The 25926-nt window shown below is 69.7% G+C and carries 22 protein-coding genes; 16 read left to right on the forward strand and 6 right to left on the reverse strand.

Annotation, left to right across the window (positions count from 1 at the left end; all coding sequences use genetic code 11):
- Positions 1-10: 10 nt before the first annotated feature.
- Positions 11-2239 carry a (Fe-S)-binding protein gene (locus ACWEV3_RS18945; protein ID WP_452615124.1) on the reverse strand — a complete coding sequence of 743 codons (2229 nt, stop codon included), beginning with the start codon at positions 2237-2239 and terminating at the stop codon, positions 11-13.
- Positions 2240-2637: 398 nt separating this feature from the next.
- Between ACWEV3_RS18945 and ACWEV3_RS18950 the strand changes: the two genes are divergently transcribed.
- The 4 genes from ACWEV3_RS18950 (at position 2638) to ACWEV3_RS18965 (ending at position 4829) form a co-directional block, all read left to right on the forward strand.
- Positions 2638-3075, forward strand: coding sequence for a DUF1707 SHOCT-like domain-containing protein (locus tag ACWEV3_RS18950; RefSeq protein WP_452615125.1), 438 nt, complete (start codon positions 2638-2640; stop codon positions 3073-3075).
- Positions 3076-3155: 80 nt separating this feature from the next.
- Complete coding sequence (locus ACWEV3_RS18955; protein ID WP_452615126.1) at positions 3156-3479, forward strand: DMT family transporter; 324 nt, start codon at positions 3156-3158, stop codon at positions 3477-3479.
- Complete coding sequence (locus tag ACWEV3_RS18960) at positions 3476-4096, forward strand: TetR/AcrR family transcriptional regulator (protein WP_452615127.1); 621 nt, start codon at positions 3476-3478, stop codon at positions 4094-4096. The genes ACWEV3_RS18955 and ACWEV3_RS18960 overlap by 4 nt, the downstream gene beginning before the upstream one ends.
- A 211-nt stretch (positions 4097-4307) precedes the next feature.
- Positions 4308-4829 (forward strand): O-acetyl-ADP-ribose deacetylase, encoded by a 522-nt coding sequence (locus ACWEV3_RS18965; RefSeq protein ID WP_452615128.1) that lies wholly within the window; start codon positions 4308-4310, stop codon positions 4827-4829.
- A 95-nt stretch (positions 4830-4924) separates the two neighbouring features.
- Here ACWEV3_RS18965 and ACWEV3_RS18970 read toward each other — a convergent pair whose 3' ends face one another.
- Positions 4925-5584, reverse strand: coding sequence for a DUF4232 domain-containing protein (locus tag ACWEV3_RS18970; protein WP_452615129.1), 660 nt, complete (start codon positions 5582-5584; stop codon positions 4925-4927).
- Between the two features lie 248 nt (positions 5585-5832).
- On the opposite strand from ACWEV3_RS18970, the gene ACWEV3_RS18975 reads away from it, so the two are divergent.
- The 5 genes from ACWEV3_RS18975 (at position 5833) to ACWEV3_RS18995 (ending at position 11322) form a co-directional block, all read left to right on the forward strand.
- The gene (locus ACWEV3_RS18975) at positions 5833-6792 is read left to right on the forward strand and encodes a DUF4097 family beta strand repeat-containing protein (RefSeq protein WP_452615130.1); all 960 of its coding nucleotides are present in this window, start codon (positions 5833-5835) and stop codon (positions 6790-6792) included.
- 271 nt (positions 6793-7063) lie between these two features.
- Positions 7064-8935: a molecular chaperone DnaK gene (gene dnaK, locus ACWEV3_RS18980; RefSeq protein WP_452615131.1), complete on the forward strand. Its 1872-nt coding sequence runs from the start codon at positions 7064-7066 to the stop codon at positions 8933-8935.
- A gap of 17 nt (positions 8936-8952) precedes the next feature.
- Complete coding sequence (gene grpE, locus ACWEV3_RS18985) at positions 8953-9663, forward strand: nucleotide exchange factor GrpE (protein ID WP_452615234.1); 711 nt, start codon at positions 8953-8955, stop codon at positions 9661-9663.
- A 25-nt stretch (positions 9664-9688) separates the two neighbouring features.
- Positions 9689-10867 carry a molecular chaperone DnaJ gene (gene dnaJ / locus ACWEV3_RS18990; protein ID WP_452615132.1) on the forward strand — a complete coding sequence of 393 codons (1179 nt, stop codon included), beginning with the start codon at positions 9689-9691 and terminating at the stop codon, positions 10865-10867.
- 2 nt (positions 10868-10869) lie between these two features.
- A complete protein-coding gene (locus ACWEV3_RS18995; RefSeq protein WP_452615133.1) occupies positions 10870-11322 on the forward strand; it encodes a heat shock protein transcriptional repressor HspR in 453 nt (150 codons plus the stop codon).
- A gap of 21 nt (positions 11323-11343) precedes the next feature.
- On the opposite strand, the gene ACWEV3_RS19000 is transcribed toward ACWEV3_RS18995, so the two are convergent.
- Entirely contained in the window at positions 11344-11526 is a 183-nt protein-coding gene (locus ACWEV3_RS19000) for a hypothetical protein (protein WP_452615134.1), read from the reverse strand.
- A 235-nt stretch (positions 11527-11761) separates the two neighbouring features.
- Complete coding sequence (locus ACWEV3_RS19005) at positions 11762-12865, reverse strand: FAD-binding oxidoreductase (RefSeq protein ID WP_452615135.1); 1104 nt, start codon at positions 12863-12865, stop codon at positions 11762-11764.
- Positions 12866-13166: 301 nt separating this feature from the next.
- Between ACWEV3_RS19005 and ACWEV3_RS19010 the strand changes: the two genes are divergently transcribed.
- From ACWEV3_RS19010 to ACWEV3_RS19030, 5 genes are all read left to right on the forward strand, one after another.
- Positions 13167-13970, forward strand: a complete 804-nt coding sequence (locus ACWEV3_RS19010) for a pyridoxamine 5'-phosphate oxidase family protein (RefSeq protein ID WP_452615136.1) — start codon at positions 13167-13169, stop codon at positions 13968-13970.
- Positions 13971-14119: 149 nt separating this feature from the next.
- Entirely contained in the window at positions 14120-14602 is a 483-nt protein-coding gene (locus ACWEV3_RS19015) for a MarR family winged helix-turn-helix transcriptional regulator (RefSeq protein WP_452615137.1), read from the forward strand.
- Between the two features lie 166 nt (positions 14603-14768).
- Complete coding sequence (locus ACWEV3_RS19020) at positions 14769-15263, forward strand: MarR family winged helix-turn-helix transcriptional regulator (RefSeq protein ID WP_452615138.1); 495 nt, start codon at positions 14769-14771, stop codon at positions 15261-15263.
- Positions 15260-17875, forward strand: a complete 2616-nt coding sequence (locus ACWEV3_RS19025) for an MFS transporter (protein WP_452615139.1) — start codon at positions 15260-15262, stop codon at positions 17873-17875. Before ACWEV3_RS19020 ends, ACWEV3_RS19025 begins: the two co-directional genes overlap by 4 nt.
- 130 nt (positions 17876-18005) lie before the next feature.
- Positions 18006-18857 carry a YceI family protein gene (locus ACWEV3_RS19030; protein ID WP_452615140.1) on the forward strand — a complete coding sequence of 284 codons (852 nt, stop codon included), beginning with the start codon at positions 18006-18008 and terminating at the stop codon, positions 18855-18857.
- 167 nt (positions 18858-19024) lie between these two features.
- Here ACWEV3_RS19030 and ACWEV3_RS19035 read toward each other — a convergent pair whose 3' ends face one another.
- Positions 19025-20587, reverse strand: coding sequence for an alanine/glycine:cation symporter family protein (locus tag ACWEV3_RS19035; RefSeq protein WP_452615141.1), 1563 nt, complete (start codon positions 20585-20587; stop codon positions 19025-19027).
- 199 nt (positions 20588-20786) lie between these two features.
- Here ACWEV3_RS19035 and clpB point away from each other — a divergent pair, with 199 nt between their 5' ends.
- Positions 20787-23369 (forward strand): ATP-dependent chaperone ClpB, encoded by a 2583-nt coding sequence (gene clpB, locus ACWEV3_RS19040; protein WP_452615142.1) that lies wholly within the window; start codon positions 20787-20789, stop codon positions 23367-23369.
- Positions 23370-23819: 450 nt separating this feature from the next.
- Here the strand turns inward: clpB and ACWEV3_RS19045 are convergent, their stop codons facing one another.
- Positions 23820-25037 (reverse strand): MFS transporter, encoded by a 1218-nt coding sequence (locus ACWEV3_RS19045; RefSeq protein ID WP_452615143.1) that lies wholly within the window; start codon positions 25035-25037, stop codon positions 23820-23822.
- A 127-nt stretch (positions 25038-25164) separates the two neighbouring features.
- Between ACWEV3_RS19045 and ACWEV3_RS19050 the strand changes: the two genes are divergently transcribed.
- Complete coding sequence (locus ACWEV3_RS19050) at positions 25165-25794, forward strand: TetR/AcrR family transcriptional regulator (protein WP_452615144.1); 630 nt, start codon at positions 25165-25167, stop codon at positions 25792-25794.
- Positions 25795-25926: the final 132 nt, after the last annotated feature.

The raw sequence follows: 25926 nt of genomic DNA on the forward strand, positions 1-25926 counted from the left end.
CCCGGAGAACTCAGCTACCGGTGGGCGCCGTGTCTGCCGTGTCCGATGTGGACGTTTCGCCGCGTTTGACGGCGGACAGCAGCAGCTGCGCGACGTCGACGACCTCGACGGACTCGGAGGCGACCTTCTCGCTCTGGCGGGCGGTGAGGCCGTCGGAGAGCATCACCTTGCAGAACGGGCAGCCGGTGGCGATCTTCGTCGGCGCGGTCCCGAGTGCCTCGTCGACGCGCTCGACGTTGATGCGCTTGCCGATGCGCTCTTCCATCCACATCCGCGCCCCGCCCGCGCCGCAGCACATCGAGCGGTCCGCGTGCCGCGGCATCTCCCGGAACGTCGCCCCCGACGCCCCGACCAGGTCACGCGGCGGCGTGTAGACCTTGTTGTGCCGCCCCAGGTAGCAGGGGTCGTGGTAGGTGACGTCCTCGGCGACCGGCGCGACCGGCACCAGCCGCTTCTCCCGCACCAGCCGGTTCAGCAGCTGGGTGTGGTGCACCACCTCGAAGTCCCCGCCCAGCTGCGAGTACTCGTTCGCCAGGCTGTTGAAGCAGTGCGCACAGGTGGCGACGATCTTCCGCTTGCCGCGTTCGCGGCCCTCGAACACGCCGTTGAGGACCTCGACGTTCTGCTGGGCCAGCATCTGGAAGATGAACTCGTTGCCCGCCCGCCGGGCCGGGTCACCGGTGCAGGACTCCTCCGGTCCCAGCACCGTGTAGGACACCCCGGCCAGGTGCAGCAGCTCCGCCACCGCCCGCGTGGTCTTCTTCGCCCGGTCCTCGAACGCCCCCGCGCACCCGACCCAGAACAGGTACTCCACGTCGTCGGCGAGTTCGCCGTCGAACACCGGCACCTCGAAGTCCAGGCCCTCGGTCCACGCCAGCCGGTCCTTGGCGTTCTGACCCCACGGGTTGCCCTTGTTCTCCAGGTTCTTGAACATCCCGCCCAGCTCGGTCGGGAAGTTCGACTCGATCATCACCTGGTACCGGCGCATGTCGACGATGTGGTCCACGTGCTCGATGTCCACCGGGCACTGCTCCACGCACGCACCGCAGCTGGTGCACGACCACAGCACGTCCGGGTCGATGACGCCCATTTCCTCGGGGCCGCCGATCAGCGGCTTCTCCGCCTCGGCCAGCGCGAGCACGTTGATGCCCGCCAGCTTGGCCTCGGCGTCGTCGCCGGTGATGCCGACCTCGTCGCCGGCCATGTCCTTGCGGCCACCGGCCAGCAGGTACGGCGCCTTCGCATACGCGTGATCCCGCAGCGAGGTGATCAGCAGCTTCGGCGACAGCGGCTTCCCGGTGTTCCACGCCGGGCACTGCGACTGGCACCGACCGCACTCGGTGCAGGTGGTGAAGTCCAGCCAGCCCTTCCAGGAGAAGTCCTCGATCTTGCCCGCGCCGAACACGTCGGTGTCCGGGTCGGCCTCCTCGAAGTCCAGCGGCTTGCCCGCCGACATCATCGGCTTCACCGCACCCAGCGCGACGTCGCCGTCGGCCTCGCGCTTGAAGTAGATGTTGAAGAACGCGCTGAACCGGTGCCAGGCCACGCCCATCGTCATGGTCCGGGCCACCACGATCAGCCACACCGTCGCGCTCATCAGCTTGATGAACGCGAACGCCGACACGAGGTTCTCACTGGCCGGCAGCAGCATGCCCAGCGGGCCGGAGACGAACTCCGACCACAGCGGCATCGGGTGCACGCCCAGCGCGGACTTCGCCGCGCGCACCCCGATGATGCCCAGGCCCTCGATCAGGACCACGGCCTCGACGAAGTAGGCCCACGCGAAGTTCGAGCCCTGGAACCGCGACACCCGCCCCGCCCGGCGCGGGTGGTTGCGCTGCCGGATGACGATCAGCACCACGATGCCCACCACGGTGCCGACACCGAGGATCTCCATCAGCAGGCCGTAGATCGCCAGATCGCTGACGATCGGGAAGCCCCAGGTCGGCACGAAGACCTCGCCGTAGGCCTCGAAGACGGCCAGGGAGCCGATCAGGAAGCCCCACATGACCAGCCAGTGCCAGATCCCGACGTTGCGGAACTTGTTCATCCGCGTGTGGGCGGCGAACTCCTTGACGAGGGTGGCCAGGCGGGCCATGACGGGGCCGTTTCGGGTACCGTCCGGCTGCCCGAGGCGGATGATGCGCACGAACTTGGCGATCGTCGCGGCGAACATGCCCCAAGCGACGATGCCGAGCACGACAGCGATCCCGCCGAGCGTGATCTGTACAGCGCCCATTGGTTCGGGTGCCTTTCCTCCGGGGGCGGTGGTGTGAGCAGCGTACGCCGTGTTACTCATCGGTAACTATACTGCTGCCGCTCATGTCGGGAACAGACGGTGATTCTGCGAGACCACTGGACGAAAAACTAGTTGTGCAGTCGTCCAAGTTGTTTCCGTCTTGCGTGCTCCGAGGGTGATCATCCGGTCCCTTGGGGGCGCGATGCCGTTGTGGGCGTTTCGGGAGTTGTTCCTGTTAGACGTGTGCGAGGTCGCATCACGATTTCACCGCGTCCCGGGCACCGCCGCGGCCCATCGCGGCAGAATTGCGGCCGTGGTGCGATTTTCGCCACGTATTCGATCGAGCGAACGATCTGTTCGGTCAAGTCGGCGGGTGGCGTCGGAACAGGGGGATCGGCATGGGTGGGTCGGGCGGCGAAGCGATGCGCGCATCGGACGCTGATCGGGAGGCGATCGCGCAGCGGTTGCGCGCGGCGCAGGACGAAGGCCGCCTCACCATCACCGAGTACGACGACCGCCTGCAGAAGGCGTACGCGGCGACGACGCTCGGCCAGTTGCAGCCGCTGGTGGCCGACCTGCCGGAGCCGGTGCCCGCGAAGCCGTCGCCGGAGGTCGTCAAGCGCGAGCGGCAGAAGCGCAACCTGATCAAGGAGTGGCGCGACTGGGCGGGCGTCTCCTTCATCCTCATCGCGATCTGGGCGGTGACCTCGGTCAGCTCCGGCGAGCTGAAGTTCTTCTGGCCGATGATCCCGATGGGCATCTGGGCCGCGATCAACGTCGCCTCGATGATCTCCGGCGACAGCGGCGACAAGAAGCGCAAGGGCTCGGGCGACTAGGGAAAACCGCGTGCGCGCGTGATCGGCCATCCGTATGCTGAAAAAGTAGGGCGCTCGTACAAGTTTTTCTGGGAGGAAGCGTGGCCTACCTGCTGCTGGCGGTGGCGATCTTGAGCGAGGTGCTCGCCACGGTCTCGCTGAAGCTGTCCGAGGGCTTCAGCAGGACCGTCCCGTCGATCCTGGTCGTGGTCGGCTACCTGGTGGCCTTCACCGCGCTCAGCGCCGTGCTCAAGCTCGGCCTGCCGGTCAGCGTCGCCTACGCGATCTGGGCCGGGGCCGGAGTGGCGCTGGTGGCGATCATCGGCGCGGTGTTCCTCGGCGAGGGCATCACGGCGGTGCAGGTCGCCGGCATCGCGTTGGTCATCGGCGGCGTGCTGGCGCTCGAACTGGGCGGCGCGCATTGACGTCGCCGCGGCGCACCCCTGACGAGGCGGAGACCGACGGTCGCCGTCTCAAGGGTGAGCGCCGTCGCCGCGCGATCATCGACGCGACGCTGCGGGTCGTCGCCCGCGACGGCGTCGCCGCGGTGAGTCACCGCAACATCGCCCGCGAGGCCGGGGTGCCGCCCGCGTCGATCGCCTACTACTTCGCGGGCATCGACGACCTGCTGGTGGCAACGCTGCTGGAGAGCTGCGAAACCCTGATCAACGAGATCGACCGGCTGAGCGGGCAGGTCCGGGAGAACTCGGACTGGCCGCGGGTGATCGCCGAGGCGCTGGCGACGATGGTGCGCGACCAGCGCGAACGCACCCTGGGCGAGTACGAGCTCTACCTGCTCGCCGCCCGTCGCCCGGCGCTGCGCCCGGCGGCCCGCCGCTGGATCGAGGTCGCCACCGGTTTCCTCAACGGCGGCGCGGGCGGCGACGAGCCGGTGGTCCGGGCGCTGTTCGCCGGGATCGACGGCCTGCTCATGCAGGCGCTCATCGCCGACGAGCCGCCCACCGCCGACGAGCTCGAACCGACGGTGCGCTTCCTCCTGCAGCCGGTGGACTACCTGCGGGATGCGCGGCTGATCAGCTGAAGGTCGTGTTGTTCGCCCCCGGCCGCACGACGCCCACGGTGTCGCGGGCGGATTCGCCGGGATAGGTCGTGCACGCCTGCCCCTCGTAGGGCCTCGCTTCGGTGGGCCGCAATTTCCATTGAAATCGAAGGTCCAATTTCCATTGAAGTTGCGGCAGAACTGATCGGGGTCGCGGTCAGCGGGGTCCGAGGGGCCGGCGCACACTCCTCGCATGCGGGTCACGCTGGTCAGGGGCGACATCACCGAGCAGGACGTCGACGCCGTCGTGAACGCGGCGAACTCGTCGCTGCTCGGCGGAGGCGGCGTGGACGGCGCGATCCACCGGCGCGGCGGCCCGGCGATCCTCCAGGAATGCCGGCTGCTCCGCGCGAGCCGGTACCCGGACGGGCTGCCGACGGGGCAGGCGGTCGCGACCACCGCCGGCGAGCTCCCGGCGCGCTGGGTGATCCACACCGTCGGGCCCACCTACACCGCCGCGGCGGACCGGTCCGGGCTGCTGGCGTCCTGCTTCCGGGAATCCCTGCGGGTCGCCGACGAACTCGGCGCCGAGGTCGTCGCGTTCCCGGCGATCTCCACCGGCGTCTACCGGTACCCGCTCGACGAAGCGGCGCGGATCGCCCTGCGCACGGTGCGCGATGCCGAGACCGACGTCGCCGAGGTGCGCTTCGTGCTCTTCGACGCGAAATCCCTCGCCGCTTTCGAGTCCGCCTACGACGAGGTCTTCGGCGCCTGATCGATCGGTCCGAAGTAGACGGACACCGAAAGTTCGTGAGCGTTTTGGAGTGCCCTGGCGATCCAAAACGCTCACGAGCCTGGAAAACAGGTTGCTCAGCCGATGACGGTGTTGTTCGGGCCTGCCTGGACCACGCCGACCTTGGCGTAGTCGGCGTCCTGGGTGAACGTCGTGCAGCCCATCGCGCCGGGCAGCGGCAGGAACATCGCCGCCTTGCTGTTCGGCGGGTACACCCGCAGGCCCTCGGCGGCCTCGGCGCCGCAGTCCTCCGGGTTCATGTGCGCGACCGGGCTGAACAGGAACGGCGCGGACGCCGTCTCGCCCGGAGCGAGGCTGATGACCGGCCGGTCCTTGATCACGCGCTTGGCCGGCTCGCCGATCTGGCGGCCGCCGCTGCCGACGTAGGAGACGCCGGGCGCGGACGAGAGCGTGCAGGTGGTCGGGCCGGTGTTGGTGAACTGGAGCGGCGCGTAGATGTGCCCGGCGGCGCCGTCGGATTCGCCGATCGTCAGCTTCAGGACGTCGACGCCGCAGTCCTGGCGAGTGCTGGAGCCGGCCGATCCGCTGGAGCCCTGGGCGCTCGCGGCAACGGGCGACGAGTCGCCGCCCGGCTCGCCCTGGTCGCTCGACGCGATCGCGTCCGGAGTGCCCGGCTGCGGAGCGGATTGCTGCGGGCTGCAGGCCGTCGTGGCGGCGAGGACGAAAGCGCCCGCGACGAACATGCCGACCCGAATACCCCGGGAGTTCTTGAACACTGGTGCATCTCCTTGCTTCGTTCGCTGCGCCCGATCAGGAGACGCGTTGGCGGGCAACGGGTTGCGTCGGGTGCGCCGCGTCACAGGCGCGGGAGCGCCGCCGAATGGCGGAAGCCGAAAGTTGCGCGGCCGCCGACGAACGTCGCCTTCGGGAGAGTTCCGGGGTGTTTCGGGGGTGTCCCTGAGGCGTGGTCCGGGTGTTGTGCGTAATTTCGTGGGCGCGATCAAGCGGATTCAGGGGGATCACGATGGCTCGGGTGGGACTCGCCGTGGGCGGCGCGGCGTTGGTGCTGATCGGGGGAGCGGCACTGTTCTGGTGGCCGAAGTCGTCCGTGCAGGAGCGCACCACCGCGTTGGACGGGATCGAACGCGTCGAGCTCGCAGGCGGCAGCGGCGAGGTCGAGGTGCGCCACGCGCCCGGCGGCCGAGGCGAGATCGTGCAGCGCGTGCACCGCTGGGAAGGCCTGTTCTGGGGCAGCAGCGACACCACCGACGAGATCGAGCACCGCGTCGAGGGCGGCGCGCTGGTGCTGCCGACCGACTGCGGCTGGAACTGCTCCGTCGACTACCAGGTCACGCTGCCGGTCTCGGTGCCCGTGCAGGGCAACCTCGGCTCCGGCGGGCTGAACGTGGCCGGCATGCGGTCGGTGCAGGCGGAGACCGATTCCGGCGAGATGACGATCGCCGACATCGGCGGTCCGGTCGCCGTGCGCACCGGCTCCGGCGGGGTTTCGGTGGCCCGGGTGAACGGCCCGGTCGACGCGGAGACCGGTTCCGGCGAGATCGCGCTGGCCGAGGTCAGCGGTGAGGTCAGGATGAGAACCGGCTCCGGCGGGGTGTCGGCGACCCGGGTCGGCGGCTCGGTCGACGCGATCACGGGCTCCGGCGAGATCACGCTGGCGGGGATCGGCGGCCGGGTCGCGGTCGAGAGCGGCAGCGGCGGCATCATGGGAGAGGACCTGCGCGGTGCGGACGTCGTCGCGAAGGCCGAATCCGGCAGCGTCGAGCTGCGGCTGACCGGCCCGCAGACCGTCGAGGCGTCCACCGGCAGCGGTGGCATCGAGCTGACCGTGCCCGACGACCACTACCGCGTCGACACGGAGGCCGGCTCCGGCGGCGTCGAGGTGGGCGTCGTGCGGGACCCGGCGGCCGCGAAGCGCCTGACGCTGTCGACCGGCAGCGGGGGCATCACCGTCCGGTCGGCCTGACCCCTCCCCCGGCGTCGGCATGTCGACAAGGCGACGTGCCGGCGTTCGCCCATGCCCCGGTACCGGCCGATTCGATCACGACGAGGTGTCGGCCATGTCACGCCCGGGAACCTCCGTCCCTGGTCAGCCGTTGTGCTGGCAGAAAGCTTGAGTGACCCGCGCTCAATCCGGATTGACGGTGATGATGCGCAGTGGGTAAAACTTGAGTGAGCAAGGCTCAAGGGCCGGGGATGGCGCTTGAGCACAGGTTTCAAGTCGGGAGGAATTGAGCATGGCGCGAGCGGTCGGCATCGACCTGGGGACGACCAACTCCGTCGTTTCCGTCCTGGAGGGCGGTGAACCGACGGTGATCGCCAACTCCGAGGGCTCGCGGACCACCCCGTCCATCGTGGCCTTCGCGAAGAACGGCGAGATCCTCACCGGTCAGCCCGCGAAGAACCAGGCCGTCACCAACGTGGACCGCACCATCCGGTCGGTCAAGCGGCACATGGGCACCGACTGGAAGGTCCAGATCGACGACAAGCCCTACACGTCGCAGGAGATCAGCGCCCGCGTGCTGATGAAGCTCAAGCGCGACGCCGAGGCGTACCTGGGCGAGGACGTCACCGACGCGGTGATCACCGTCCCGGCCTACTTCGAGGACGCTCAGCGGCAGGCCACGAAGGAAGCCGGCCAGATCGCCGGCCTCAACGTGCTGCGCATCGTCAACGAGCCCACCGCGGCGGCGCTGGCCTACGGCCTGGACAAGGGCGAGAAGGAACAGACCATCCTGGTCTTCGACCTCGGTGGCGGCACCTTCGACGTCTCGCTGCTGGAGATCGGCGAGGGCGTCGTCGAGGTCCGCGCCACCAGTGGTGACAACCACCTCGGTGGTGACGACTGGGACGAGCGGATCGTCGAGTGGCTGGTGGACAAGTTCAAGTCCTCGTCGGGCATCGACCTGACCAAGGACCGGATGGCCATGCAGCGGATCAAGGAAGCCGCCGAGAAGGCCAAGATCGAGCTGTCCAGCTCCTCCACCGCGGGCATCAACCTGCCGTACATCACGGTCGACGCGGACAAGAACCCGCTGTTCCTGGACGAGACGCTGTCCCGCGCCGAGTTCCAGCGGATCACCTCCGACCTGCTGGAGCGCTGCCGCAAGCCGTTCGAGGCGGTCATCCGCGACGCCGGCGTGAAGCTGGACGACATCGACCACGTGGTGCTGGTCGGCGGTTCCACCCGGATGCCCGCGGTCAGCGACCTGGTCAAGGACCTGACCAACGGCCGCGAGCCGAACAAGGGCGTCAACCCGGACGAGGTCGTCGCCGTCGGCGCCGCCCTGCAGGCCGGTGTGCTGCGCGGTGAGGTCAAGGACGTCCTGCTGCTGGACGTCACCCCGCTGTCCCTGGGCATCGAGACCAAGGGCGGCATCATGACCAAGCTGATCGAGCGCAACACCACGATCCCGACCAAGCGCTCCGAGACCTTCACCACCGCGGACGACAACCAGCCGTCGGTGCAGATCCAGGTCTTCCAGGGCGAGCGGGAGATCGCCGCGCACAACAAGAAGCTCGGCATGTTCGAGCTGACCGGTCTCCCGCCGGCGCCGCGCGGCATGCCGCAGATCGAGGTCACCTTCGACATCGACGCCAACGGCATCGTGCACGTCTCCGCCAAGGACCTGGGCACCGGCAAGGAGCAGTCGATGACGATCACCGGCGGCTCCGCGCTGCCGAAGGACGACATCGACCGGATGGTCAAGGACGCCGAGGCGCACGCCGACGAGGACAAGAAGCGTCGCGAGGAGGCCGAGGCCCGCAACCAGGCCGAGACGCTGGTCTACCAGACCGAGAAGGTCCTCAAGGAGAACGACGAGAAGCTGCCCGCCGACGTCAAGGACAAGGTGAAGGCCGCGATCGGCGAGGTCAACGAGGCGCTCAAGGGCGACGACGTGCCCGCCATCTCCGCCGCGGTGGAGAAGCTCGCCACCGAGTCGCAGGCCCTCGGCCAGGCGCTGTACGCCGACGCCGGTGCCAACGCCGCGGCCGGTGCGGGTGACGCCGGTGCTGCCGGGGCCGGTGCCGCCGGGGCCGGTGCGTCGAAGGACGACGACGTGGTGGACGCGGAGATCGTCGACGACGAGGACGAGAAGAAGAAGTGACCGCGGACAGGCCGGAAATGTCGCGCAACGAAGGCGAGCAGGAGCCGGTGGTGGTCCGGGATCGGCGGCGCATCGACCCCGTGACCGGCCAGCGCCGGACGCCTGCTCCGAACGGAGAAGAGGCGCAGGTGGCCGAAAGCATCTCCGGCACCCTCGACGAGGAGATCGTCAAGGGCGCCGCGCAGGAGGCCGCGGAGCCGACCGCCGAGCAGCCCGAGGGCGAGCAGGCGGCCGGTGAGCAGGCCGGACTGCAGAAGCAGGTCGACGAGCTCACCGCCGATCTCAAGCGGGTCACCGCGGAGTACGCGAACTACCGCAAGCGGGTGGAACGCGACCGCGAATCGGTGATCGCCGCCGCGAAGGCGTCGGTGGCCGGCGACCTGCTGACGGTGCTCGACGACCTGGAGCGCGCGGAGGCCCACGGCGACCTCAACGGCGCCTTCAAGGCCGTGGCGGACAAGCTGATCACGGCGTTGAACTCGGCCGGGCTGGAGGCGTTCGGCGCCGAAGGCGACGAGTTCGACCCGTCGGTGCACGAGGCGGTGCAGCACAGCACCTCCCCGGACGTCAGCGGCCCGACCGTCACGGTCGTGCTGCGCCGCGGCTACCGGTTCGCCGACCGGGTGCTGCGCCCCGCGATGGTCGCGGTGACCGATCACGAGCCGGCCGCCGAGCCCGCCGGATCCGCCGAGCCGGCGGCCGACGAGAAGCAAGCCGAGCAGGGTTGATCGGGAACGGAGGGAGGAGCGCCCGGTGAGCGCCAGGGAATGGCTTGAGAAGGATTTCTACGCCGAACTGGGCGTCTCCTCCACGGCTTCGGCCGACGAGATCAAGAAGGCGTACCGGAAGCTGGCCCGGGAGAACCATCCGGACGCCAACCCCGGGAACGCCCAGGCCGAAGCCAAGTTCAAGGCCGTCTCCGAGGCTTACGGCGTGCTGTCCGACACGGACAAGCGCAAGCAGTACGACGAGGCCAGGAAGCTGTTCGGCAGCGGCACTTTCGGCGGTGGCCAGGGCGGCTTCGGCGGTTTCGGCAGCCCAGGTGGTGGCGGCGGCTTCGACATCGGCGACCTCTTCGGGGGCGCCGGTGGCGGTGCCGGTAGCGGCGGGCTCGGCGACCTGTTCGGCGGCCTGTTCGGCAACCGCCGTTCCGGCGCCGGCACGGCCAACCGGCCGCGGCGCGGCGCCGACGTGGAGACCGAGGTGCGCATCGACTTCGCCGAAGCGGTGCGCGGGGCCACGGTTCCGCTGCGGCTGTCCAGCCCGGTGAGCTGCCCGACCTGCCACGGTTCGGGCGCCAAGCCGGGCACCCGGCCGCGCGCCTGCGCCACCTGCACCGGTTCCGGGCTGGTGACGCGGAACCAGGGTGCGTTCGCGTTCAGCGAGCCGTGCCCGGACTGCCGGGGCCGCGGCCAGCTGATCGACGACCCGTGCCCGGACTGCCGCGGCGAGGGCGTCAGCACCCGCAGCCGGACGCTGACGGTGCGGATCCCGGCCGGGGTGTCCGACGGGCAGCGGATCAGGCTGGCGGGTCAGGGCGAACCCGGTCGGCAGGGCGCCGCCTCGGGCGATCTGTACGTCGTGGTGCACGTCAACTCGCACCGGGTGTTCGGACGTTCCGGTGATGACCTGACGATCACGGTGCCGGTCACCTTCCCCGAGCTGGCGCTGGGCACTACGTTGACCGTGCCGACCCTGGACGGGAAGGTTTCGCTGAAGGTCCCGGCCGGGACCGGCAGCGGCCGCACCTTCCGGGTGCGCGGCAAGGGCGTGGGCAAGAAGGACGGCAGCAGCGGGGATCTCCTGGTGACGCTGCAGGTCGCGGTTCCGTCCAAGTTGGACGAGAAGGCGGCCGAGGCGCTGGCGGACTACGCGGAAGCGACCGCCGACCACGATCCGCGCCGCGACCTGAACGAGCTGCTCGGGAGGTAGTCATGGCCGGTCGCCCCACCGATCCGGGCTTCGGATTCCCGCCGGGGGCCAACGAGGACACGCCGATGTTCGTGATCTCGGTGGCCGCACAGCTGTCCGGGCTGCACGCGCAGACCCTGCGCAGCTACGACCGGCTGGGCCTGGTCTCGCCCGGGCGGACCCCGGCGGGCGGCCGCCGCTACTCGTTGCGCGACATCGCCCTGCTCCGCGAGGTGCAGCGCCTCTCCCAGGAGGAGGGCGTGAACCTGGCGGGCATCAAGCGGATCATCGACCTGGAGAACGAGGTCGACGCGCTCCGCGCGAAGGTCCAGGAACTGGCCGAGGAGGTGGCGGCGGCGCACGTGGCGGCGGAACAAGCCGCGGCGGCGGTGCACGCCTCCTACCGCCGGGACCTGGTCCCGATCCGCCAGGAGACGGCCCTGGTCGTCTGGAAACCAGACCGCAAGCGCCGCTGATCTCCGGGTTCCACCGCAATTTCAATGGAAATCGAAGGTCCGATTTCCATTGAAATTGCGGAAGTTATCCACAGTCTCCGGCGTGTCGTGGTCTGACACGCCGAAGGTCCGCAACTCCATTGAGTCTCTTTCATCTTGGTCGGCCCGCAGCTGCGGGTCGTAAAGCTGCACGTCGATGGGGTGTCGCATGCGCCGCAGGCGCATAGCCCACCTACGACGCCGGCACCGCCGCGGGTTCTCAGAGGTTCCCTGGCGAGGACGGCCCCTCCGCCGTGTATTGGGCGGAGGGGCACCCACAGTCCAGGGAGCCTCTGTAACTCCCGCAGGGGGGCCGCTACCCGCACCGCCACGCAAAACGAGGTTGGAAAAACCTCATTGAAATCGAACGACCCGGGGTGGGGTCCGGCCATCGAAGCCGGCCCCGCCCCGGGTCGTTCGGTCAGTCCAGGGTGAACGGGTCGTAGCGGATGTGGTCGAGCGAGGTTCCCGCGACGAGCATGCTCGAGACCGTCGCCCGGATCATCCCCGGCGAGCCGCTGACCAGGACGTCCCAGTCCTTCCACGCGCCGTAGCGGGTCACCGCCTCGGCGAGCGTGCCGTGCTCGGCGCCCGAGACACCCGGCTCGTCCTCCAGCACCGGCGTGATCGTCAGCCACGGGTTGTGCATCGCGATGCGCTGCAGGTTCTCCAGGTCGTAGAGGTCCTCGCGGGTCCGGCCGCCGTAGAACAGCTGCACGCGCGGGTTCTCGCCGTACTGCGCGAGGTCGTCGATGATCGCGCGCATCGGGGTCAGCCCGGTGCCGCCGGCGATCATCAGCACGTCCGGGGTGTTCTCCCGGTCCACGGTCAGCCGGCCCATCGGCGAGCCGATCCGCCACTGGTCGCCGGGGCGGGCGTGGCCGACCAGCGCCCGGCTGACCCAGCCGCCCTCCACGGACCGGACGTGGAACTCCATGATCCCGTCGTCGTTCGGCGCGTTGGCCGGGGTCAGGTAGCGCCACAGCCGGGGCCGCTGCGGCACCTCGACGCTCACGTACTGCCCGGGCTGGTAGGGCACGGGGTGGTCGGACTGGACGCGGAGCACCGCGACGTCCCAGCTCAGCCGCTCGTGGTGGACGATCTGGCCGGTGTACCAGGCGGGGCCGTCGTCGGCGGCGGCCGCCTCGGTCATCGCGGAGGCCATCACGGTGTACGCCTCGGCCCAGGCGCGTTCGACGCTGTCGGTCCAGGCGTCGCCGGCGTACTTCTTGATCGCGGCGAGCAGCGCGGTGCCGACCGCCTCGTAGTGGGTGGCGATCACGCCGAACTTGCGGTGGTCGCGGCCGAGCTGGTGCAGGAACGGCAGCAGCTCGTCGGGCTTGTCGACCATCTGGATGACGTGCACGAGCGCCCGCAGCAGGCGGCTGCGCTGCACTTCCATGTTGACCGCGAACAGGTCGCGGGTGGCCGGCGAGAGGCTGAAGAGCATGCCGTAGAAGAACCTGGACACCTCGTCGGTGTGCGGCTCGACGACTGCGAAGCTCTCGCGGATCAGACGGACCATCTTGCTCACACCGGAGTTCGACGGCTCGTTGTTCGGGGGTGGTCCGGGGCTCAGTACGGCGTTCGCTGTCATGGTTCGGGGCGTTTCTCCACGTTGGCGGTCGTACCCAAGGCAGGCACACCACTACTTCCAAGCGTCCCCCGACACAGGGAGGACCCTAACTCGTGCCTAGCGACGCGTCTGCCTTGATGCCACTTTTGAGTGCTTTTCAACTACATCTTGTAGATCGTGCATCGACCTGTTGGGGGAACCTAGTATCCACCGTTGTGACGGAAGGGGGAGGCGTGACACGGTGACCCGCGTGACCCCCGATCACCCGACGCCGACCGGAACGGCCGATGCGGCGCTGCTCGACCTGGAGCTGTCCGACCCGCCGCCCCCGAACGATGCCTGGCAGGTCGTGACCCCGCTCCAGCACCACGGCCCGGCGGCCGCTCCGCCGCGCGACCCGTTCGTCGAGGAGCGGCCCGTCCCTTTGCCCGGCTCTGCCGGCGAACACCTGCTGCAACGCGCCTACGGCACCGAGAAGCGCGCCCGGAAGTTCTACGACGACCAGGTGCTGGACCACCTGAACCCGCAGATGAAGGAGTTCATCGGGCGGATGGAGATGGCGTTCGTGGCCACCTCCGACTCGCGCGGCGAGTGCGACTCCAGCCTCCGCGCCGGGCCGCCCGGCTTCATGGAGGTCCTGGACGACCGGCACCTGTGCTACCCGGAGTACCGGGGCAACGGCGTGCTGGCCAGCCTGGGCAACATCAGCGAGAACCCGCACATCGGGATCCTGCTGATGGACTTCGTCACCGACCTGATCGGCCTGCACATCAACGGCAAGGCCCGCATCGTCGAGGACGCCGACCTGCGCTCGATCTACCCGGCGCTGCCCGCCGAGTTCGACCGCGGCCGCACGCCGGAGCGCTGGGTGGTGGTGCAGGTCGAGGAGGCCTACATCCACTGCCGCAAGCACATCCCGCGGATGGTGCCGGTGCTGCGCACGCGCAGCTGGGGCACCGACGACGTCAAGCGCAAGGGCGGCGACTACTTCGAGTCCAAGGGCATGCCGCGGCCGTGGCACCGGCCCGAACCGGTGGGCAGCCGCGACTGCTGAGCCCGTCCCGCGCGGTCCCCTGCACTGCCACGCGAAATGTGTTCGAGACGTGCACTTAAAGTGGGGCGAAACGGACTAGCGTTGACTTCGCGAGGAGCGGGCCGACGGGTGGTACCGCCACGATCGTCGGCGGTGCGGGCGGGAGAGCTGTGATCGAGGACGAGGCGCGCGGGCCTATCGGCGGGGTGCGCGAGGAGGGTGTCGACCGGCGCACCGCGGCGGAATCCGTCGAGCGCGAGCTGGTGATGATGTTCCGCCGCGCCCGGAACCTGTCGACCACCGTGGCCGCGCACGTGCACCCCGACCTGGATCCGGCCTCGTACAGCCTGCTGCTGATGGTCGACGACGCCGGGCCGCTGCGCGGCATGGACGTCGCGGATCGCACCGGGCTGGACAAGTCCACGGTGAGCAGGCAGATCGCCACGCTGGTGGACCTGGACCTGCTGGAGCGGGTGCCGGACCCGGACGACGGCCGGGCCCGCCGCATCCAGCTCTCCGACCTGGGCCGCGAGCGGTTGGCCCAGGTGCGCGAGGAGCGCCGCAAGCACCTGCACGGCCAGTTCGCCAGCTGGAGCACCCAGGACCTCAAGGAGCTGGCCCGCCTGCTGGGCAAGCTCAACGGCATGATGTGAGCTCGTTCTTCCAGATCAGGGGCGCCCCCGGCCGATCTTCCCGGCCGGGGGCGCCCTTCGTTTTCGGCTGATCGCGCGAGCGGTGGGTGGCGTCACAACGGGGACAAGTTGTGTCATGCAACTAAATGGGTCTATAGTTGCGTGCAGCAACTAAAGGATTGGGCTCATGGGACCGACACTCGAGACCTGCGCCGAGCTGCTCCGACCGCTTCGAGCGATGCTCGGCCTCAAGCAGGTGGCCATGCAGCGAGGGCAGTTCACGGCGGAACAGGTGCCCTACGCCGCCGCCGGGCTGCTCACCGAACTCGTCTTCCGCGGTGAGTGCCGGGCCTCCGACCTCGCCCACCACCGGATCGTCGACGCGTCCGTGGTGAGCCGCCAGGTCGGGCAACTGGAGCAAGCCGGCCTGATCACCCGTCGCCCCGACCCCGCCGACCGGCGAGTAGCGCTGCTGCGCGCCACGGCCGAGGGGGAACGCGCGGTGGCGAAGCTGGAACGCCGGAAGGCGGAATGGATCGGCGAGGCGCTGGCCCACTGGGACGACGCCAAGGTGCGCCAACTCGCCGGACTGCTGGGGGAAGCGATGGACGACATCCGTCGCAACACGTTCAACGACGGGGCCTGCCTCACCGGCCCCGTGACCAAGGAAGGAACTCGATGACCACCTCGACGGAGACGGCGCCGGACGCCACAGCGCCGGCCCGCCGGGACGGGCGCGACGAGCCCGCCGCGGGATCGTCGATGACGCATCGGCAGATCCTCGAAGCGATGTCGGGCCTGATGCTGGCGCTGTTGGTCGCCATCCTCAGCTCGACGATCGTGTCGAACGCACTGCCCCGGATCATCGCCGACCTCGACGGCACCCAGGGCCAGTACACGTGGGTCGTCACGGCGATGCTGCTCACCTCGACCGCATCCACCCCGATCTGGGGCAAGCTCTCCGACCTGTTCAGCAAGAAGCTGCTCTACCAGCTGGCCATCACGATCTTCACGGTCGGCTCGGTGCTCGGCGGTTTCGCGCAGTCCATGGAGACGCTGATTGGCTTCCGGGCCCTGCAGGGCATCGGCATGGGCGGTCTGCAGGCGCTGATCCAGGTCGTGATCGCGGCGATGGTCTCGCCGCGCGACCGAGGCCGCTACAGCGGCTACATCGGCGCCACCTTCGCGGTCGCCACGGTCAGCGGGCCACTGGTCGGCGGCCTGATCGTGGACACCTCGTGGCTGGGCTGGCGCTGGTGCTTCTGGGTGACCGTGCCGATCGCGGTGATCGCCTTCATCGTGCTGGGCCGGACGCTGAAGCTGCCGGTGATCAAGCGGTCGGTGAAGATCGACTGGTTCGGCGCGCTGTTCCTGGTCGGCGGCGTGAGCCTGCTGCTGGTGTGGGTCTCGCTGGCCGGCAAGCAGTTCGAGTGGTGGTCGGTGGAGACCGCGACCTACGTCGGCGGCGGCCTGCTCGCCCTGCTCATCGCGGTGATCATCGAGACCAAGGTCAGCGAGCCGATCGTGCCGCTGCGGATGTTCCGCAACCCGACGGTCACGCTGGCCACCATCGGCACCGTCGCGGTCGGCACCGCGATGTTCGGCGGCTCGGTGTTCCTGGGCCAGTACTTCCAGATCGCGCGCAGCTTCACGCCGACCACGGCGGGGCTGATGACGCTGCCGATGGTCGGCGGCCTGTTCATCTCCTCGACCGTGTCCGGGCAGATCATCTCCCGGGTCACCGGCAAGATCAAACCGTTCCTGGTGATCGGCTCGATCGTGATGATCGCGTCGATGTGGCTGCTGAGCACCCTGGATCACGAGACGAACCTGGTGCTGGTCGGGGTCTACCTGTTCGGGATGGGCGTCGGCGTCGGCATGCTGATGCAGAACCTGGTGCTGGCCGTGCAGAACACCACCAGCGGCAAGGACATGGGGTCGGTGACCTCGGTCGTGACGTTCTTCCGGACCCTCGGCGGCTCGGCGGGCGTCTCGGTGCTGGGCGCGGTGCTGGCCACCCAGGTGTCGGACTACATCGTGCAGGGCCTGGCGAAGATCCCCGGCGTGCCGAAGGCGGCCGGTGCGGGCGGCGGCTCGCTCGACGTCGACCACCTGCCGGAACCCGTGCAGACCATCGTGCGGGCGGCCTACGGCGACGCGATCGGCGACATCTTCTTCGTCTCCGCGTGCATCGCGGTGGTCACCTTCCTCGCGGTGATCTTCATCCGGGAGACCCCGTTGCGCAGCACGATCGACAGTCACGAGGAAAGGGAGGCGACCACCGTGGCCGCGCACGACGACGCTGTGGACAACCTCACCCGGCCTGTGGACAACTCGGCCGCGGCGCGTCCCGCGACGAACGGCTCTGCCCAGGTTGGGGGCGTCGGGCCGCGGCCCGCGCAGCTGGCCGCCGAGCCTGTGGACAACTCTGTGGATGGCCGCTCGGATGCCTGGTCAGAGCCGGTTGCGCCGCGTCGCTACGCGACCAACGGCAAGCACTTGGCGGGCGATCTGACGACCTCGGTCGACGGCGGCGGGCTGTTCGTGCACGGCACCGTCCAGGACTCGGTCGGCACGCCGGTCTCCGGCGTCGTGCTCACCCTCACCGACGCCAACGGGCGGCAGGTCGAACGCGCCCGCACCGACCAGGACGGGCAGTTCCAGCTCGCGGTCGGCCACGGCGGCACCTACGTGCTGATCGCCTCCGGTGGCAGCTACCAGCCGACGGCGTCGATGGTCGTGGTCGGCGACCGCCCGGTGCGCCACGACGTGCAGCTGCTCGGCGCCGGGCGGCTGACCGGTCTGGTGCACGTTGGCGGCCAGGGCGTCGCCGGGGCGATGGTGGTGCTCACCGACGTCCGCGGCGAGGTGATCGCCAGCGCGGGCACCGGGCCGGACGGGCACTACCTGTTCGCGGACCTCGTCGGCGGCTCCTACGCGCTGACCGTCACCGCGCCCGGCTACCGGCCGGTGGCGAACTCGGTCACCGTGACCGACGGCGATCAGTCCGCGCTGGACGTCGCGTTGCAGTCCGGCGCGCAGCTCAGCGGCGTGGTCCGGTCGGCCAACCTCGGCGTCGCGGTCGCGGACGCGCGGGTGACGCTGCTGGATTCCGGCGGCGCGGTCGTCGGCGCGGCGACCACCGACATCGACGGCAACTACACCTTCACCGACCTGCCGGACGGCGAGTACACGGTGATCGCGACCGGCTACCCGCCGATCGCCACCTCGCTGCGGCTGTCGGGCGAGCAGAGCACCCACGACGTCGAACTCGGCTACCCGCAGGGCGACTGACCATCGGTCGTGGGTGGAGCGAACGGACTGTTCGCCTCGTTGATGTGAGTCAACGGTCCGTTCGCTCCACCGCCCCGGGCGGATGGGGTCGCTCACCAGGACTTTCAACGCGCTAGAGGAGATGTTCCAGATGGATCTCGGCCAACGACAGGCCGAAGCGCCCGGTGTCGCCGCCGCATCCGGGGCGGTCACCGCGACGGTGCGCGGCGGCGACGGCTGGCCGGTGCCAGAAGCGGTGCTGACCGTCATCGACGGCACCGGCACGCAGGTCGCGAGGGTGCAGGGCGACGCGCAGGGCTCGGTGGTCGCCGCGAGGCTGCGGGCCGGCGCCTACACCGCGATCGTCACGGCGGTCGGGCACGAGCCGCTCGCCCGGACCACGCTGGTGCACGACGGGACGGCGGCCACCCTCGGCGAGGTCGAGCTGCGCCGGGTCGGCGGGGCCGACCTGCCGGCGCCCGGGCTGTGGCGGATCGACTCGGTGCACTCGTCGATCCAGGTCACCGCCAAGCACCTGGGGATCAGCAGCATCCACGGCCGCTTCAACGAGTTCGGCGGCGAGGTGCGCATCGGCAACCCGGTGGAATCGTCGACAGTGGATGTCCGGATCGCCGCGGCCGGCATCGACACGGCCAACGGGATGCGCGACGACCACCTGCGCAGCGCGGACTTCCTGGACGTGGAGCGGCATCCCGAGATCACCTTCCGGTCCACCGGGCTGCGCCCGCGCGGCGGCGACCGCTGGGACCTCGACGGCGAGCTGACGCTGTGCGGGGTGACCCGGCCGGTGCGGCTGGACACCCGGTTCGCCGGCGTGGGCCCGGACCCGTGGGGCGGCACCCGGGCCTCGGCGACGGCGACCACCCAGCTGCGCCGCGAGGACTTCGCGATGACGTTCAACCAGGCCCTGCAAACGGGGATCGCCGCGATCGGCACCACCCTGAAGGTCGAGATCGACATCCAGGCCGTCCGCGAGGACTGAGTTCTCACCGCAATTTCAATGGAAATCGGACCTTCGATTTCCATTGAAATTGCGGACCTCCGGCGTGTCGGGCACACGACACGCCGGAGGTTGTGGACAACTTCCGCAATTTCAATGGAAATTGCGGACCCTTGAGGTCGGGGTCGAGGTCGGGGACGTGGGGTGCGTTAGACCTTTTCGAACTTGCGGACCTCGCCGGTGCGCAGCTTCTCCCGGTAGGACGCCAGTTCCCGCTTCACCACCGGGACCATGATGTACAGCCCGATGATGTTGAACAGCGCCAGCGCGAACAGCACGGCGTCCGCGAAGTTCAGCACGCTGCCCAGCGTCAGCACCGAGCCGACGACGGTGAACAGGCAGAACACCACGTTGTAGACGCGCTCGCTGGTCTTGCCGCTGCCGAAGAGGAACAGCCACGCGCGCTGGCCGTAGTAGCCCCAGGTGATGATCGTGGAGATGGCGAACATCGCGACGGCCAGCGTGAGGACGTAGGGGAACCACGGCAGCACCGTGGCGAAGGACTCCGAGGTCACCGTGACGCCGTCCGGGGTTTCGCCGCCGGCCAGCACCTGCTGCTGGGCGTCCACCCAGAACTGCGTCTTGGCGATGACGATGGTCAGCGCCGTCATGGTGCACACGATCACCGTGTCGATGAACGGCTCCAGCAGCGCGACCAGGCCCTCGGTGGCCGGGTGCTTGGTGCGCACCGCGGAGTGCGCGATGGGCGCCGAGCCGAGCCCCGCCTCGTTGGAGAAGGCGGCGCGCTGGAAGCCGACGATAAGCACGCCGATCATGCCGCCGAACCCGGCCTCCGGGGTGAACGCGCCGGAGATGATCTCGCCGACCGCGGCGGGCACCGCGTCGAAGTTGACGCCGATGACGATCAGGCACGCGGTCACGTAGATGACGGCCATCGCCGGGACCAGGCGGCTGGTGACGGCGCCGATGGACTTGATCCCACCGATGATCACGGCGCCGATGACGACCGCGAGCAGGATGCCGAAGACCAGGGCCGCGCCGTCGGAGCCGAGCCAGCCGGTGTCGCCGCCGGTGACGTCGCGCAGCTGCGCGAAGGTCTGGTTGGCCTGGAACATGTTGCCGCCGGCGATGGCGAAGAACAGGATCATCACGGCGGCCAGCACGGCGAGCACCTTGCCCAGCACCGCGCCGAACGCGCCCGGGATCCGCTCCGGGATGCCCTTGCGCAGGTAGTGCATCGGGCCGCCGGAGACGGTGCCGTCCGCGGCGATCTCCCGGTACTTCACGCCCAGCGTGCACTCGACGAACTTGGTGGCCATCCCGAGCAGGCCGCAGACGATCATCCAGAACGTCGCGCCCGCGCCGCCGATGGTCACCGCCACGCCGACGCCGGCGATGTTGCCGAGCCCGACGGTGCCCGACAGCGCCGAGGCCAGCGCCTGGAAGTGGTTGATCTCGCCCGGTTCCGCCGGGTCGGTGTACTTGCCCCGGACCAGGTCGATGGAGAGCTTGAACGCGCGGAACTGGATGAAGCCGAAGACGACCGTGAACAGCGCGGCGGCGATGACCAGCCAGGCCACGATCCACGGGAAGGTCACGCCGAAGACGGTGATCTCGCCGAAGACGATGTCGGAGAAGCCCTCGGAGATCGGGTTGAACACGCTGTTGATCGCGTTCTCGATGTCGGCCAGGGCGCCGGCCTCGGCTGCCAGAACGAGCGGCCCGTCCGGGGGTGATGTGCTGTCGGTCATAGCCGTGTAGCTAAATCGGGTGAAATCTCGCAAGCAAGCACTTTGCGGGACATTTCGTCCAAATCGACATCCGAGCATGCTCGGAAGTGAGCCAGCTGACGATTCTTGAGCGGAACTCGCTCAACTTTCCTCACGTTGTCCGGGTAACATGATGGGTGCACACGACCCGAAGCAGCCGCCCCCGGCCACGAGGTGAGGAATGGACGCGTTCAACCCGACGACGAAGACCCAGCAGGCGATCTCCTCCGCGGTGCAGGCCGCAACGGTGGCCGGCAACCCGGACGTCGACCCCGGACACCTGCTCGGCGCGCTGCTCGCCCAGGGCGACGGGCTGACCGCGCCGCTGCTGACCGCCGTCGGAGCCGACCCGGCGGACGTGCGGCGCGAGCTGGAGCAGCTCGTCAACAAGCTGCCGACCGCCAGCGGCAGCACCCTGTCCGCTCCGCAGCTCTCCCGCGACGCGGTCAAGGCGCTGACGCACGCCCAGCGGCTGGCGACGGAAATGGGCGACGAGTACGTCTCCACCGAGCACCTGCTGGTCGGACTCGCCGCCGAAGGCGGCCGGGTCGCCGACCTGCTGCGCAGGCACGGCGCGACGCCGGAGGCGCTGACCGACGCGTTCGGCAAGGTGCGCGGCTCGGCGCGGGTCACCAGCCCGGACCCCGAGGGCACCTACAAGGCGCTGGAGAAGTACGGCCAGGACCTCACCGCCCGCGCCCGCCAGGGCGAGCTCGACCCGGTGATCGGCCGGGACGCCGAGATCCGGCGCGTCGTGCAGGTGCTGTCCCGCCGCACCAAGAACAACCCGGTGCTCATCGGCGAGCCCGGCGTCGGCAAGACCGCGATCGTGGAGGGCCTGGCCCAGCGCATCGTCGCCGGTGACGTGCCGGAATCGTTGCGCGGCAAGCGGGTCGTGGCGCTGGACCTCGGCTCGATGGTGGCGGGCGCGAAGTACCGCGGCGAGTTCGAGGAGCGGCTCAAGGCGGTGCTCAAGGAGATCACCGACTCGGCCGGGCAGGTCGTCACCTTCATCGACGAGCTGCACACCATCGTCGGCGCCGGTGCCTCCGGCGAGGGCGCGATGGACGCGGGCAACATGATCAAGCCGATGCTGGCGCGCGGCGAGCTGCGCATGGTCGGCGCGACCACGCTCGACGAGTACCGCGAGCACATCGAGACCGATGCCGCGCTGGAGCGCAGGTTCCAGCAGGTGCTGGTCGGCGAGCCGAGCCCGGAGGACACCGTCGCGATCCTGCGCGGCCTCAAGGAGCGCTACGAGGTGCACCACGGCGTGCGGATCACCGACGGCGCGCTGGTCGCCGCGGCCACCCTGTCCGACCGCTACATCACCGCCCGGTTCCTGCCGGACAAGGCCATCGACCTGGTCGACGAGGCCGCGTCCCGGCTGCGCATGGAGATCGACTCCCGGCCGGTGGAGATCGACGAGGTCGAGCGCGCGGTGCGGCGGCTGGAGATCGAGGAGATGGCGCTGTCCAAAGAGGACGACCCTGCCTCGTTGGAGCGCCTCGCCGCGCTGCGCGCGGAATTGGCCGACCGTCGCGAGAAGCTCTCCGAGCTGACCGCGCGCTGGCAGCAGGAGAAGGAGTCCATCGACAACGTCCGCGACCTGAAGACGCAGCTGGAGCAGCTGCGCGGCGAGTCCGACCGCGCCGAGCGGGACGGCGACCTGGGCAAGGCCGCCGAGCTGCGCTACGGCCGGATCCCGAAGCTGGAGAAGGAACTCGAAGCGGCCGCGCAGACGCAGTCCGAACGCAAGGCGATGCTGCAGGAGGAGGTCACCGCCGACGACGTCGCGGACGTGGTCAGCGCGTGGACCGGCATCCCGGCCGGCCGCCTGCTGGAGGGCGAGACCGCCAAGCTGCTGCGGATGGAGGACGCGCTGGAGTCGCGCGTCGTCGGGCAGTCCGAGGCGGTGCGCGCGGTGTCCGACGCGGTGCGCCGGACGCGCGCCGGTGTCGCCGACCCGGACCGGCCGACGGGTTCGTTCCTGTTCCTCGGGCCGACCGGCGTCGGCAAGACCGAGCTGGCCAAGGCGCTGGCCGGGTTCCTGTTCGAGGACGAGCGGGCGATGATCCGCATCGACATGAGCGAGTACGCCGAGAAGCACTCGGTGGCCCGGCTGGTCGGCGCGCCGCCCGGGTACGTCGGCTACGACCAGGGCGGGCAGCTGACCGAGTCGGTGCGCAGGCGGCCGTACTCGGTGGTGCTGTTCGACGAGGTGGAGAAGGCCCACCAGGACGTCTTCGACGTGCTGCTGCAGGTGCTCGACGACGGGCGGCTCACCGACGGCCAGGGCCGCACGGTGGACTTCCGCAACACCATCCTGGTGCTGACCTCGAACCTCGGCTCGCAGGTGATCGCCGACCCGAACCTCACCGACCGGGAGCGCGACGAGGCGGTGCGGTCGGTGGTGCGCGGGCACTTCAAGCCGGAGTTCCTGAACCGGCTGGACGACGTGGTGGTCTTCCACTCGCTGACCACGGAAGAGCTGACGTCCATCGTGGACATCCAGGTGGACCGCCTGGCCCAGCGGCTGGCCCAGCGCCGGCTGACCCTGGACGTCCAGCCCGCGGCGCGGGACTGGTTGGCGCTCAACGGTTTCGACCCGGTCTACGGCGCGCGCCCGCTGCGCCGCCTGGTCCAGTCGGCGATCGGCGACCAGCTCGCCAAGAAGCTCCTGGCCGGCGAGATCCGGGAGGGCGACAAGATCCGCATCGACACCGCGGACGACAACGAATCCCTCACGGTCGAAGCCGCCTGACCTCGCCCCACAGGCCCTGACCGAACCCTGGGGTGTGCAGTTTCAATGGGGTTTTTCCAACCTCGTTTTGCGTGGCGGTGCGGGTAGCGGAACCTCAGCGCCCGCCTGGACTGTGGGTGCCCAACCTGATGTATGTCCAATACACGGCGGTTGGGCCGTCCTCGCCAGGCGAACGCTGAGAACCCGCGGCGGTGCAAGCTGCGCAGGTGGGCTATGCGCCTGCGGCGCATGCGACAGCTTTCGAGATTCGGTCCGTTGGCTGTCGCGGCTGCGGTCACCAGCCAAGATGAAAAACGCTCAATTGAAACTCCACACCCCAGGGTGCCCGGGTTTTCCCCAGTTTCAATTGAAACTGGGGTCAGTGGTGGGGAAGGTGCCCGTCGGTCCACTGCGGGGACCCGGCGTTTGGGCGCCGTTTTCGCGCGAAAACGGCGCCCAAACGCTCTGGGGTCAGTGGCGGGCGAAGGTGGAGAGGGCCGCGACGGTGACGAAGACGGCGGCCGTCGCCGTGAAGACCAGCGTCGCCGCGGTCAGGCCGTAGGCCGTGCTGAGGAAGCCCAGGGCGACGCTGGGGACGCTGGCCGACAGGTACGCCACGACGTAGATCAGCGCCGCGGTGCCCGCCCGGTGCTCCGGTGCCGCCAAGCCGGTCAGCATCCGGAACCCGCCCATGAACACCAGGCCCCAGCCGGTGCCGAGCACCGCCGAGCCGACGAAGAACACCACGGCGCCCTGCCCGAGCGCGGCCGCCGCCACCCCGGCGAGCCCGACGAGCATCAGCGGCGCGCCGACCCGCACCGCGCGCCGCGCCTCCCAGCCGCCCAGCAGAAGCTGCGCGAGCCCGCCGAACCCGGCCAGCGCCGCGACCGCCAAACCGCCCACCAGGTAGGGGTTTCCGCTGACCAGCCCCTTGGCCACCGACGGCCCGAGGGACATGAACATGCCGCCGACGATCCAGGAGGCCAGCAGCGTCGTCGCCATCAGCGCGAACGTCGCGCCCTTCCCGGCAGGCACGGTCGGCCGCTGCGGGCGCAGCACCTCGCGCAGCGCGCTGCGGTGCGTGACCGGCTCGGGCATCAGCAGCACGCCCGGGATCGCGAGCAGGAAGCCGAGGATCAGCAGCAGGTAGCTGGTCAGCGTCGGCCCGGGCACGAACTGCACCAGAGCGCCCGCCAGCAGCGAGCCGAGCGCCATGCCGAGCCCGGCCGCGACGCCGTTGATCAGCGATCCGCGGTTGGTGCCCGGGCGCTGGAAGTCCAGCAGGGCGCCGCTGATCGCGCTGGTCGCGATCCCGGTGGCCAGGCCCTGCAGCGCCCGGCCGACCAGCAGCCAGCCGACGCTCGGCGCGATCGCGAGCACCAGCATCGAGGCGATCTCCAGCACGAGCCCGGTCAGCAGCACCGGCCTGCGGCCGATGTGGTCGGACAGCGAACCGAACAGCACCAGCGCGAGCAGGATGAGGACCGCGTAGACGGCGAAGACCTCGGTGAGCACCGTGGTCGTGAAGTGCCATCGCTGCTGGTAGATCGAGTACATCGGGGACGGCGCGGTGGAGGCCATCAGGAACAGGGCGTACAGCCCGCCGATGAACCAGAACGACGCGGGCCGGGACAGCGCGCCGCGGCCGACGGTTCCGCTGCGGGGCTGGACGAGCTCCGTTGTGGTCATGCCTTCCTCTGCTTCCAATGGCCGCGGATCGCCCTGCTCGCAGCGGGCCGCAGCGGAATGAGTGATTCCGCTCGTGTCCAACCCGGCAGCGGAATGGATCATTCCGCTGTCCGCGTATGCTGTGGCCATGCCCACACCGGACAGGTCCGCGCGATACGACGACCAGGTCATCGCCGCCGCGCGCGAGGTGTTCGCCGCGCAGGGCTTCGCGGCGCCGATGTCGGAGGTCGCCAAGCGCGCGGGAGTCGGCGTGGCGAGCGTCTACCGGCGCTACCCGAGCAAGCAGGAGCTGGTCGAGCAGGTCCGCATCGCCGCGTTCCGGCGGATCATCGGCGAGGCGGAATCGGCTCGCGCCGAGGAATCCGATCCGTGGCAGGCCCTGGTCCGGTTCATGCGCCGCTGCCTGCGGGAGGGCTCCGGGATCGGCACCGTGCTGCCGCCGATGGACCTGCAGCACACCTATTCCGCGGAGTTCCGCGAGCTGCAGCAGGGCGTCGCGAGGGAGATCGAGGCCCTGGTAGACGCCGCGAAGCGGGCGGGCGAGCTGCGTCCGGACGTGGACTGGACGGACATCCTGTTGCTGCTCAAGCACCTCAACCCGGCGCTGCCGACGAGCGAGGCCCGGCGGGCCGAGTTCCGCGCGCGCTACCTGGCCCTGGTGCTCGAAGGCCTGCGCGCGGGAGGCGCGGAGCTGCCGGGGCCGCCGCCGGACCGGGCGGAGTGGCAGGCCCTTTGCGACAACTTCGCCATGTCCTGACCGCCGAACGAACCGGCCGCCAAATCCTGTTTCTGCAGTTCAGGTCCCGTGTGCACATTGTGTCGCCATAGCCGCACCACGTACTCACGGGTCCTGACCGGGCAAAACATCACCTAGTCCGGGCGGGCATCC

The organism is Saccharopolyspora sp. NPDC003752 (genome assembly GCF_053605825.1).

Coding starts and splice junctions, on each gene's coding strand:
- ACWEV3_RS18945 (WP_452615124.1), bottom strand. CDS start 2,239: ATGGGCGCTGTACAGATCACGCTCGGCGGGATCGCTGTCGTGCTCGGC.
- ACWEV3_RS18950 (WP_452615125.1), top strand. CDS start 2,638: ATGGGTGGGTCGGGCGGCGAAGCGATGCGCGCATCGGACGCTGATCGG.
- ACWEV3_RS18965 (WP_452615128.1), top strand. CDS start 4,308: ATGCGGGTCACGCTGGTCAGGGGCGACATCACCGAGCAGGACGTCGAC.
- ACWEV3_RS18975 (WP_452615130.1), top strand. CDS start 5,833: ATGGCTCGGGTGGGACTCGCCGTGGGCGGCGCGGCGTTGGTGCTGATC.
- dnaK (WP_452615131.1), top strand. CDS start 7,064: ATGGCGCGAGCGGTCGGCATCGACCTGGGGACGACCAACTCCGTCGTT.
- grpE (WP_452615234.1), top strand. CDS start 8,953: ATGTCGCGCAACGAAGGCGAGCAGGAGCCGGTGGTGGTCCGGGATCGG.
- ACWEV3_RS18995 (WP_452615133.1), top strand. CDS start 10,870: ATGGCCGGTCGCCCCACCGATCCGGGCTTCGGATTCCCGCCGGGGGCC.
- ACWEV3_RS19000 (WP_452615134.1), bottom strand. CDS start 11,526: ATGCGCCTGCGGCGCATGCGACACCCCATCGACGTGCAGCTTTACGAC.
- ACWEV3_RS19005 (WP_452615135.1), bottom strand. CDS start 12,865: ATGGTCCGTCTGATCCGCGAGAGCTTCGCAGTCGTCGAGCCGCACACC.
- ACWEV3_RS19020 (WP_452615138.1), top strand. CDS start 14,769: ATGGGACCGACACTCGAGACCTGCGCCGAGCTGCTCCGACCGCTTCGA.
- ACWEV3_RS19025 (WP_452615139.1), top strand. CDS start 15,260: ATGACCACCTCGACGGAGACGGCGCCGGACGCCACAGCGCCGGCCCGC.
- ACWEV3_RS19030 (WP_452615140.1), top strand. CDS start 18,006: ATGGATCTCGGCCAACGACAGGCCGAAGCGCCCGGTGTCGCCGCCGCA.
- ACWEV3_RS19035 (WP_452615141.1), bottom strand. CDS start 20,587: ATGACCGACAGCACATCACCCCCGGACGGGCCGCTCGTTCTGGCAGCC.
- clpB (WP_452615142.1), top strand. CDS start 20,787: ATGGACGCGTTCAACCCGACGACGAAGACCCAGCAGGCGATCTCCTCC.
- ACWEV3_RS19045 (WP_452615143.1), bottom strand. CDS start 25,037: ATGACCACAACGGAGCTCGTCCAGCCCCGCAGCGGAACCGTCGGCCGC.
- ACWEV3_RS19050 (WP_452615144.1), top strand. CDS start 25,165: ATGCCCACACCGGACAGGTCCGCGCGATACGACGACCAGGTCATCGCC.